Genomic DNA, 9,665 nt, shown 5'->3' with positions numbered 1-9,665 from the left:
CCGCCGCGTCCAGGATCGCGCGTCGATGCAGATCCAGGTTGCGGATACGCCGCGGCGGGGGCGGATCGGGAGACAGAGACACGGGGAAAAGCTACCAGCCGCACGCGGGCGGCTTCCTGGACACCTGCCCAGCCGCGGAGATACATTGAGCGCGCTAATATCCAAGTGGTCATTAAGCTTTCGATTGGGATCCGCCACCTGGACTCGGGGTGAGACATAGCCCGGTGATCTCCGGATTCATTGGGGACTCGGTCGAGCTGGTCACGCCCGACGGCCTCGCTCTCCGGCTGTACACAGATCCAGTGGGCGGGTTCGATGCCGTGGACTTTGCCCCGGAACGCGCGGACCTCGCGCCCGCGCACCTCGCACATCGAATCATGCAGCCCCCGTACTCAAACGGCACGTTGTGATGGTGGTGCTTTCCTGGTGGCTAAGCCTCGACGCGGTGTCATGTGTGGCCGCCCGGCGTCGTGCTGCTGGGTGAGCCACATCGTGACCTCGCCGCTGTGCAAATCAAGTGTGAACCGCTCGTGGCCGAGCTCAGGGCAGGCATGCCCAGTCGGTCCAGCGGAGCAGGTCGTTTCCGTAGGCCTGGCGGGTCTTCTCGCAGGCCCGACGGTGGGGGAGCGCACGGCGTGACTGAACCTGAAGCACCAGAGGCCGTACTGCCGCGCGAGCTCGCGCAGCTCAAGAGGCTCCTGTTTCGACGTCGCCCTAGCGGTCTTCGCCGACGCCGACGCACTCGCAACCGAGGTACAGCAGTTGCACGCCGAGCACCCGGTGCAGCCGGCCGAGGCCGAGCAGCAGCGCATGAGCAGGAGCGGCTCCGGCACGAGGGCACCTGTGGACCGCCCAGGCCGAACAGGCCAAGGCCTACGCCGATGCGGCGGCCGAGGAAGTGATCGCCGATCTCAAGGTCGCCTGGGCCGTGCGGCGGCCGCGGTAGAAGCCCCCGCCCGGTCGCGCCGACGCCGAGGCCGGCAGCGCGGCTGCGGCCGCGCAGATCGAGAAAGGCCGGGCCGACGCCGGGGCGGGTCCCCGAGATCCAGGCCGCGGCCGAGACCGACCGGCACACGGCCCGGGCGTGGCGGCCGCCACGGCCGCCGAGACCAGGTTCGTCCAGATGCAGGCCGAGCTACGCGAGCTCCAGCAGCAGCCCTTCCTCGATGCGTCTGCGGACGCTAGCGCCCGGCGGCATATCCGCGTCTGGATTGTCGTCGCAGGGAGGGCGTATTCGTGGCCCGAACGCTATGAGACGCCTTGATGCCGGGCTGACCAGGACTCCTGAATCTGGTGATCTGGGTTCTCTGCCCTCCTCGTGGCGTTGACGTTGGTCTCCCAGGCGTCTGCGGACGTCGAACGTCGGCTGCAAGGAGTGACGGGGAGATGAGCGGTGTCCCGGAATCAGGTACCAGTTCAACACGTTTAGTTGAGGCCCACGTTGAAGCGATTCGGTTCTATCGTGGTGAGCTCCTCATGAGGCCGGGGCAATGGGCCACGGCGCATCTGCAGGTACGAGGACTCGGGCAGGTGCTCGAGCCCGGGTCGCGGTGGAGGGTGGGCTATGCGCCGGCTGGTTGGTCTCACCTCGTCGAGCATCTGCGCGGTAGGGGTTTCCATGATGCGGAGCTGATCGATGCAGGTCTGGCGCTCACGACCGGAAGCGGCTATTTGATCGATCGATTTCGTGACCGCATCATGTTTCCCGTTCATGATCATGGTCTGGATCCGGTCGGGTTCATCGGCCGGGGGCGGGGTCGGTCGCCGAAGTATCTGAACACGGCGACCACTACGATGTATCGCAAGCGTGAGGTTCTGGTCGGAGTCGCTGAGCAGGAGCCGTTGCTGGCGCGCGGCACGGTGCCGGTGCTTGTCGAGGGTCCGCCAGACAGCATCGCGGTGAGCCTCTCAGATCGAGGACAAGGCCGCTGGGCGGGAGTCGCCCTCTGCGGTACCAACATCTCGTCGCTTCAGGCCGAGATTCTGCGGGCATACACCCAGTCGGACACCGTGGTCGTCGTACTGGACGGAGATGTCCCCGGCCGAACCGCAGCTGCCCGTTGCTTGGAGCCGCTGTCGAGGCAGTTCTCGCGCGTCCTGGTGGCAGACCTGCCCGACGGTGAGGATCCAGCGTCGCTGTTCAGATCACCTGAGGGCCGCGGTCGCCTTCGCGCTGAGCTGGAGGCCACTCGGCCATTGGTGAGCCTGGTGATCGAACTTGAGCTTGGCCGCTGGTCGCGAGTGCTCGATCATGTGAACGGACGGATCGGAGCACTTCGATCCGTTGCTGCGCTGGTTCGGCAGCTCCCCAGTGCTCTCGTCGCCGATGAGATCGCGCGCCTGTCTCGGATTCTCAACCTGGATACGTCGACCGTGACCCGCGAGGTCCTCGACGCGAACGCCGTCAGGATCCCACGTGAGCGGGCGGTGCGAACTGGCAGCCAGCTCGCCATGGGCGCGGATCCGCCTGTGCCCGGTCTGAGCTGGTAGCCGTGGCATCAGGACCGAGGCGTTGCTTTGGGCAATCGTCTGCGGGGACTTTCCCAGGAGTCCGGGAAGTCCAGATCCGGGTTACGAGTGCGGGCCGTGGAAGCGAGTGTTGAACCCACAGATCGCAATGAGTGGACGTGGGGAGCAAAGAATGACGGTTGAACTGCAGGAGCTTCTTGTCGAAGTGGCGGAGTCGAACTGGGGATCCGCTGCCTCGGAGCTGTTGGCGCGGGGGATCGAGGAACGGATCGTGGCGTTTCTGCCGAGCCGGGCCAGGACGGCTCTGGGGCCGGAGGAGGCGGCGCAGCGGGCTCGGGTGGTTGCCTGGGAACGGTGTCGAGCCATGGTGGACCGCGGAGTCTTCACGGCGACGTGGGGGTATCTGGCGAACGTTGTGCGGTGGCGACTGGCCGATTCGGTTCGCGCGGAGGCTTTGCGGCGTCAGCGGCATCCGTTGACGCAGGTGATTCCGGAGCGAGCTGACGAGCGGGCGCCGGCAGAGCTGGGACCGCTGCTCGATTGGATCGCGGTTGAACTTACTCGGTGGGGTTTGTCTGAGCGTCGGGCTCGTGGGTTGCTGCATGTGGCGACTGATGGAGCGCGGTTCGAGCGCTCCGCGATTCGGAGCCGGCTGTTGGCTGCTGGAGCGACGCGGAGTCAGGCCGAGGGATTGGCGTGGTTGCTGAGGGGTGGCGCAGCCAACCCGTCGGCGGTCGCTCGCCTCGCGACCGGGCAACCTCGCGTTGAGGTTTTCGATCATCCGCTGATCCAGCGGTGGTTGGCCGCCGCAGCAGGCCTGGACCCGACCTTCGTCGGCGGCAGAAGAGGCACCGGGAGTCTCCCCGGCGTGATCCCGCCGGCGCCGTCGGCGGGCCCTGGACTGGCCAGAACCGCCTAGCGCTGCAAGCCGCCGCTCTGCCAGCCGTTGAGTTCGGCATGACGACGAACAGACCCCGACGTACCCACTGGCTTGTCCGCTACTACCGCTGGCAGGCCCGCCTATACCTGCGCGTGCTGCGCGCGCTGTGGATCATCCCGGCGCCGGTCGAGGCGTCGCTGCAGAGGCGGGTTGCGCGCCGACCTGGAGGTGGAAACTGACATGGCAGGAATCTTGCGCTCGAAGGCGGTGATCGTGGCCGCAGCTGCCCTGGCGCTCGTTGTTCTGGCGGGCGTGACCATCGCTCGGTGGCAGGAATCCGAGGACCGGGCTCCGCAAGTGGCGGCTGTCGACAGCGGTGACGGCGGGTCGCCGCGGCTCAAGGCCTGGGCTCGCCCGAACACGACGGATCCGAAGGTCTACGCGGCGGCGTACGCGACGGCGATCTGGACTTACGACAGCACCGTGCATGGGTACTTCGAATGGCAGGGCGCGGTGAAGATGTTCGCCGATCCGATGGACACCGGTGGTCCGCGGGTTGCGGGCAGCATGTTGCCGGATTTCGCGCAGTGGGAGCAGCTCGATTTGCACGACGGCAAGGCCACAGTCAGCGACGTGTCGCTGGAGACGCCGCCGGAACTGGCCCGCCTGGAGCGGCTTCCGCAGACGCCGAGTGGTTGGCACGGCTTCGTCGTTCGGGGCCGGCAGACCAACGTGATCGACGGTGCGCCGCGGGTCGCTGCTCGGTCGGTGACGGTGGCTGTGGTGTGTGCGTCGCAGTGCCGATTCTGGTCGGCGTCGGCCGAGGGGCCGGCGTGATCCTCAAGATCGTCGCTGCGGCTGTTTGTCTTGCGTTCGGGGTCGTGCTGGTGCCGCCGATCGCGGCGGCCAGGGGAGGCGCGAGCAGCTGCGTGGCGACACCAATCGCCGGCGAGGTCGCTCTGGACGCCGAGCAGCGGTCGAACCTCGCGGTCGTAGTTGCGACTGGTGACCAGTTGCAGGTCGACCAGAAGGGCCAGGTCATCGCCGTGATGACCGCGCTAACGGAGTCGTCGCTGCGCAACGTCAACCATGGCGATGCCGCTGGCCCGGACTCCCGAGGCCTCTTCCAGCAACGCAATGGTTGGGGGCCGCTCGCGGTACGGATGGATCCCGAAGGAGCGTCGCGCCTGTTCTACACCGCGTTGCTCAACGTGCCAGGGTGGATGGAGATGGACCCGTGGTTGGCCGCCCAAGAGGTTCAGCGTTCGGCGTTCAGCGACGGACGGAACTACAAGGCCAACTACCTCCGGGCGCAGACTCTGGTCGGCTTGTCACCGGAGTCGATGTGCGGGCCGTGGCCGGCCGGTGACACGGGGGAGCTGCCGGGTGCGGACGCGGCGATCACTCGAGCGACGAGCTTGGTCGGGCAGCGTGGCTACTACCAGCTGTGTGCGCGGCTCGCGGCCAACATCTGGGGACGACCTCGTGCTGGGTATGTCTCGGCAGCAGAGCAATGGTCGCAGATGGTTGCGTCGGGCAACGCACACCTCGACCGTCAACCACCTGTCGGTGGTCTTGTTTTCTGGAGCACCGGGGGCGTTTACGGCCACGTCGCGGTCTACGTCGGAGATGGCCGCATCGTGTCCAACGACATTCACGATCAGTTCCCTGGTGAGGGCGGCGTCTACCTCGTCGGCCTCGACGCGATCGAGGCGAAGTGGGGCGCGACCTACCTCGGCTGGGCGCCGCCGATCTACCAGGGACCCGCGACAGCATGACCACCGTGCCGGCGTACCGATCGCCGGAGAAGGGCTAGATGATGTCCACCTTCCTCGCGCCCATGCGCGACCACCTCCTGATCACCGTTGCGACCCAAGACCCCGGCGTGAGCCCGAACTCCAACGGTCTCCCCGGCCTGTCCGCGCTGAAGAGCATGGTCGGCGCGCTGCTCACCTTCGGGCTCGTCATCTGCGTCGCAGGGTTCGTCATCTCAGCCGCGGCGTGGGCGCTGGGCAGCCTGAACAACAACGCCCACTACGCCGGCCGTGGCAAGACCGGCTGCCTGGTCGCTGCGGGTGCGGCGATCCTGATCGGCTCGGCCAACACCATCATTCGCTGGGCCAGCGGCATCAGCATCAACTGAAGGAGACGCGATGAGCTGGTCCGACTGCCTCCTCAACCCGGTGAGCTGTGTCGTGTCCGATGTCGGGAACTCGGCAGCCAACTCGGTCTGGGAGTCGTTCCTGAAGTGGACCGCGAACGGCCTGGGGGACCTGGCTGCGACGGTGTTCCAGACCTTCAGCAGCGGTACGACGCCACGGTTCGACCAGGACTGGTGGCAGACCAACCTGAACCTCATCGTCACGGTCTCGCTGCCGATCCTGGTCGCCCTGTTCGTTCTCCAGTGCATCTCTGCCGTGACACATCGAGAGCCGGCCAGACTCGGTCGTGCCTTGCTGGGGGCTGTGATCGGTACGGCGGGGGTGCCGCTCGCGGTCGCGGTCATCAGCTCGTGCGGAGCGGTCGCCGACGAGATCTCGCTGGCGATCCTTGGCAACCGCGCAACCGCGGACGGCATGAAGCGACTCACCGACATCAGCAGTTTGCTGACCGCGGCCTCGCTCGGCGGGTTCCTGTTGCTGGCGGTCCTCTTGGCACTGCTCGCCTTGTTCGCGCTGTATTTCGTGCTGCTGCTCCGAGAGGTCGCGCTCGTCGCGTTCGTCGTGTTCGCCCCTGTCGCTTTGGCGAGCTGGACCTGGTCCTCGACGCGGCACTGGCTGCGCCGATGGATCGAGATCGTCGGTGCGCTGCTGTTCTCGAAGATCGCGATGGCCGTCATCTTCGCGCTCGGCCTGTCAGCAACCGGCGCTGCGGATCAGGGCAACAACCCAGCCAACCTCAGTACCTTTCTGGCCGGCGTGCTGCTGGTGGCGATGGCAGCCTTCGCGCCCGCGGCCACGTTCTCCTTCATCCACTGGGCCGGCGACCAGGGCCACAGCGCAGCACGCGCCATCCAGCAAGGCTCGGTCGGGGCTGCTGCCGCCCAGGAAGGCGTGGACAAGGCTCAGCACTGGGGCGCCGAACACTTCGGCACATCGCTCGACAAGACCGAGTCTCCTGTAGTGGGCAACGACGCCGATCACGTCGACGACGACGAGGCGATCATCGACCGCGCAGAGGCAGACGCCTCGAGCCCTGGTGACACCCCATCACCCATGACAGGCGGCTCGGACACCTCGAACCCGGCCGCCGCACCCGCCGAGGGACAACCGGGAGCTTCGACGGCGCCGCCACCTTCCAGCTCAGGCGAGGGCGCAACGGCCATCGCCGTCGCAACCAGCGAAGCCTCCGCCGACGCGGCACCAGCCGGTGAGGCGACTCCTGACGTGCCCGACACCGACTCGAATACCGATACCGGAGAGGACCGCGGATGACGACCACGATGGCGACCCGCTTTCCCAGGCCAGAACGCAACGCCGTCTTGCTGGGCCTGCGACCGATCCAAGTCGCCCTCCTCGCGCTCGCAGTCCTTCTACTCGTCCTGTCGGTCGTCGGCGACTCCAGCCCGGCCGCCCGCCTGACTGGTCTGGCTGCGTCGACTTGCTGCGGGGTGATCGCGCTGGCTCGCATCGAGGACCTGCCGTCGTACCGCTGGCTCCTTCTTCGAGCCGTGCACGTACTGCGTATCGCGCGCAAACGGCAGTCGTACCGGGCGTCGGTCACTCGGCCGAGCGTTCACGGCTCCCTGCATCTGCCGGGTGCTGAAGGCGCGCTGCGGATCCTCGACACCGACGCTGCCGTCGCGGCAGTTCACGATCCTCGGCGTCGCCGCTTGACCGCGGTCGCACGCATCGAGGGGCCGGCGCACCTGCTGCAGAACACCGACGAGCAGGATCGCCGCGTCACGGCGTACGGGCAGCTGATCGCCGGCCTGTGTCAGAGCAACCGGATCGTCCGGGCGCAGATCCTCGAACGCACGCTGCCAGATCCCGGCGATGGCCTGACCAATTGGGCTCAGCAGCGTGGCCTCGATCCGCGTCAGCCTGCGGGGGCGATCTACCGTGACCTGCTCAGGCACGCCGCTCCTGCGCCGGCCCGGCACGAGACGTTGTTCGCGTTCACCCTCAACCTCGACGCGGTGTCGAAGGAAGTGCGCAAGCACGGCGGTGGGATTGCGGGCGCGATGACCGTTCTCGAAGCCGAAGCGCGTGGCTTCCAGATGGCGCTTGGCGCGGCCGGGGTAGCTGGGTGCTGGCTCAACGCGCCCGAACTCGCGATGAGCCTGCGCGTCGCCTTCGACCCAGCAGCCACCCGCACCATCCCGAGCCTCGAAGCGCTCGACCAGTCCGGGGCCGGCCCTTTGGCGATCGACGCCGCGTGGGACCACCTCCGCACGGACTCGTCGATGCACCGCGTCTACATCGTCACCGAGTGGCCACGAGTACGAGCCACCCCCGCCTTCCTCGGACCCCTGCTGCTAAAACCCGGAGTACGCCGTACCTTCTCACTCGTCCTCCAGCCGATCCCGGTCGCGAAAGCACTGCGCGACGCCCGCCGCCATCAGGTCGACCGCGTCACCGAGCGCGCGACGCGCAAGAAGATCGGCCGGCTGGAGACCGAAGAAGACCGCCAACTCGACGCCGATGTCGCTCAGCGCGAGAAGGACCTGGCCGCCGGCCACGGAGACGTCCGCTGGATCGGCCTTCTCGCCGTCTCCGCCGACGACGAGGAGAAGCTCGACGAAGCGTGCACCGAGATGGAAATCGCCTCGGCACGCGCGTTGATCGACCTCCGCCGCCTGGTCGGCCAGCAGCTCGACGGCTTCCTGGCCACCACACTGCCCTTCGGGACGGGACTGCGATGACCCACGCCAAGCGAGAGATCGCCGTCTACGAACCCACCGGGCTGAACCGCGCTGCCCGACGCGAGGGCCGGAAGGCCGTCGGCGCGCTTCGAGGCCGGCCTCGGCCAGGTCCGGCGCGCGAACCCGGCAACGTCGAGGCCGCGGGGCTGCCTGCGCGGAGGCCGTACGACGCTCGGCATGCCCTTCCTCTGCTCGTGGATACTCATCGCGCCACCACGAGGATTTTGCGGGTCGCCTATCCCTTCCTTGCCGAAGGCGGATTAGGTGCTGACGGCACCTATATCGGATCTGACGTTTTCAGCGGTGGCTCCTTCGTCTACGACCCCTGGGTCCTCTACCAGTCCAAGATCCTCACCAACCCCAACCTGCTCCTGGCCGGCGTCATCGGCAGCGGCAAGTCCACGACCGCCAAAGCCTTCATCACCCGCTCCATCGCGCTCGGCCACCGCGCCTACATCCCCTGCGACCCCAAAGGCGAATGGACCGCCGTCGCGGAAGCGATCGGGGGAGTGGCCATCCGACTCGGTCCCGGCCTTCCGACCCGATTGAATCCACTCGACGCAGGCACCCGTCCAGCCGCCGTACTGCCCGACGAATGGGACAAGGTCGTCTGGTCGCGCCGCCGCGCCCTGCTTGGCACCCTCGCCGAGTCCACCCTGGGCCGGCCCATGTCCGCCGTCGAGCACACCTCACTCGACCTCGCACTCGAGACCGCGACAACCTGCCGCGCGACTCCGACCATCCCCGACGTCGTCTCCGCGCTGTTCGACCCCGACGACGATCGCGCTCTCCGAGCCGGCCTCCAGACAAGCACGCTGCTCGAAGACGCCCGCGAAGTCGCCCACGCCATTCGACGTCTCGTCCACGGAGACCTGTCCGGCATGTTCGACGGTCCGTCGACCACCGAGTTCGACCCCAACCTGCCAATGGTCACCCTCGACTCATCCCGCATCGGCTCTGGCGGCAACGACCACGCCCTGCGTCTGGCTTTGGCCTGCGCCTCGTCCTGGATGGAAGCAGCCGTCGCCGACCCGGCCGGCGGTCAGCGGTTCATCGTGTACGACGAAGGCTGGCGCGTGATGCGCGACCCAGCCCTACTCCGCCGGATGCAGGAACAGTGGAAGCTGTCCCGCGCCTGGGGCGTCTCCAACGTTCTCATCATCCATCGGCTCTCCGACCTCGCCGCCGTCGGCGACCTCGGCTCCGAAGCCCGCGCCCTGGCCGAAGGGCTCCTCGCCGACTGCTCCACCCGGATCATGCTCCGCCAAGAACCCGACCAGCTCGCCCGCACAGCCACGCTTCTCGGTCTGACCGACGTCGAGATCGCCACGATCGCGAAGCTCCCGAAGGGCCGCGCGCTGTGGCGTCTGCCTGACCGCTCCTTCGTCGTTCAACTCGTACGACATGCCCGCGAAGTTGAACTCTTCGACACCGACGCACGGATGTAGATCC

The 9,665-nt window shown here is 67.4% G+C and carries 7 protein-coding genes; all 7 read left to right on the top strand.

Going from position 1 to position 9,665, the window contains the following annotated elements:
- Positions 1-1,386 precede the first annotated feature (1,386 nt).
- The 7 genes from BWI15_RS00445 to BWI15_RS00410 all read left to right on the top strand — a co-directional run bounded on the left by BWI15_RS00445 (position 1,387) and on the right by BWI15_RS00410 (position 9,661).
- Positions 1,387-2,490 (top strand): toprim domain-containing protein, encoded by a 1,104-nt coding sequence (locus tag BWI15_RS00445; RefSeq protein WP_083750484.1) that lies wholly within the window; start codon positions 1,387-1,389, stop codon positions 2,488-2,490.
- A gap of 1,099 nt (positions 2,491-3,589) precedes the next feature.
- Positions 3,590-4,186, top strand: a complete 597-nt coding sequence (locus BWI15_RS00435; RefSeq protein ID WP_077012230.1) for a hypothetical protein — start codon at positions 3,590-3,592, stop codon at positions 4,184-4,186.
- Positions 4,183-5,127, top strand: a complete 945-nt coding sequence (locus BWI15_RS00430) for a C40 family peptidase (RefSeq protein WP_143465349.1) — start codon at positions 4,183-4,185, stop codon at positions 5,125-5,127. The genes BWI15_RS00435 and BWI15_RS00430 overlap by 4 nt, the downstream gene beginning before the upstream one ends.
- Before the next feature lie 38 nt (positions 5,128-5,165).
- The gene (locus BWI15_RS00425) at positions 5,166-5,492 is read left to right on the top strand and encodes a DUF6112 family protein (RefSeq protein ID WP_237771067.1); all 327 of its coding nucleotides are present in this window, start codon (positions 5,166-5,168) and stop codon (positions 5,490-5,492) included.
- 322 nt (positions 5,493-5,814) lie between these two features.
- The gene (locus BWI15_RS00420) at positions 5,815-6,783 is read left to right on the top strand and encodes a type IV secretion system protein (protein ID WP_168197242.1); all 969 of its coding nucleotides are present in this window, start codon (positions 5,815-5,817) and stop codon (positions 6,781-6,783) included.
- On the top strand, positions 6,780-8,213 hold the full coding sequence (locus BWI15_RS00415) for an SCO6880 family protein (protein ID WP_077012227.1): 1,434 nt from the start codon (positions 6,780-6,782) through the stop codon (positions 8,211-8,213). The genes BWI15_RS00420 and BWI15_RS00415 overlap by 4 nt, the downstream gene beginning before the upstream one ends.
- Positions 8,210-9,661 (top strand): VirB4 family type IV secretion system protein, encoded by a 1,452-nt coding sequence (locus BWI15_RS00410; RefSeq protein ID WP_077012226.1) that lies wholly within the window; start codon positions 8,210-8,212, stop codon positions 9,659-9,661. Before BWI15_RS00415 ends, BWI15_RS00410 begins: the two co-directional genes overlap by 4 nt.
- Positions 9,662-9,665 lie beyond the last annotated feature (4 nt).

Origin of the sequence: Kribbella sp. ALI-6-A (genome assembly GCF_001984195.1) — a bacterium.
Taxonomy (GTDB): Bacteria; Actinomycetota; Actinomycetes; order Propionibacteriales; family Kribbellaceae; genus Kribbella.
The sequence above is the reverse complement of the archived record's forward strand: the minus strand, read 5'-3'. Positions and strand labels throughout refer to the sequence as shown.

Excerpts from the sequence above, each read along its gene's own strand:
- BWI15_RS00425 (WP_237771067.1), top strand. The coding sequence starts at position 5,166 with ATGATGTCCACCTTCCTCGCGCCCATGCGCGACCACCTCCTGATCACC.
- BWI15_RS00415 (WP_077012227.1), top strand. The coding sequence starts at position 6,780 with ATGACGACCACGATGGCGACCCGCTTTCCCAGGCCAGAACGCAACGCC.
- BWI15_RS00410 (WP_077012226.1), top strand. The coding sequence starts at position 8,210 with ATGACCCACGCCAAGCGAGAGATCGCCGTCTACGAACCCACCGGGCTG.
- BWI15_RS00445 (WP_083750484.1), top strand. The coding sequence starts at position 1,387 with ATGAGCGGTGTCCCGGAATCAGGTACCAGTTCAACACGTTTAGTTGAG.
- BWI15_RS00435 (WP_077012230.1), top strand. The coding sequence starts at position 3,590 with ATGGCAGGAATCTTGCGCTCGAAGGCGGTGATCGTGGCCGCAGCTGCC.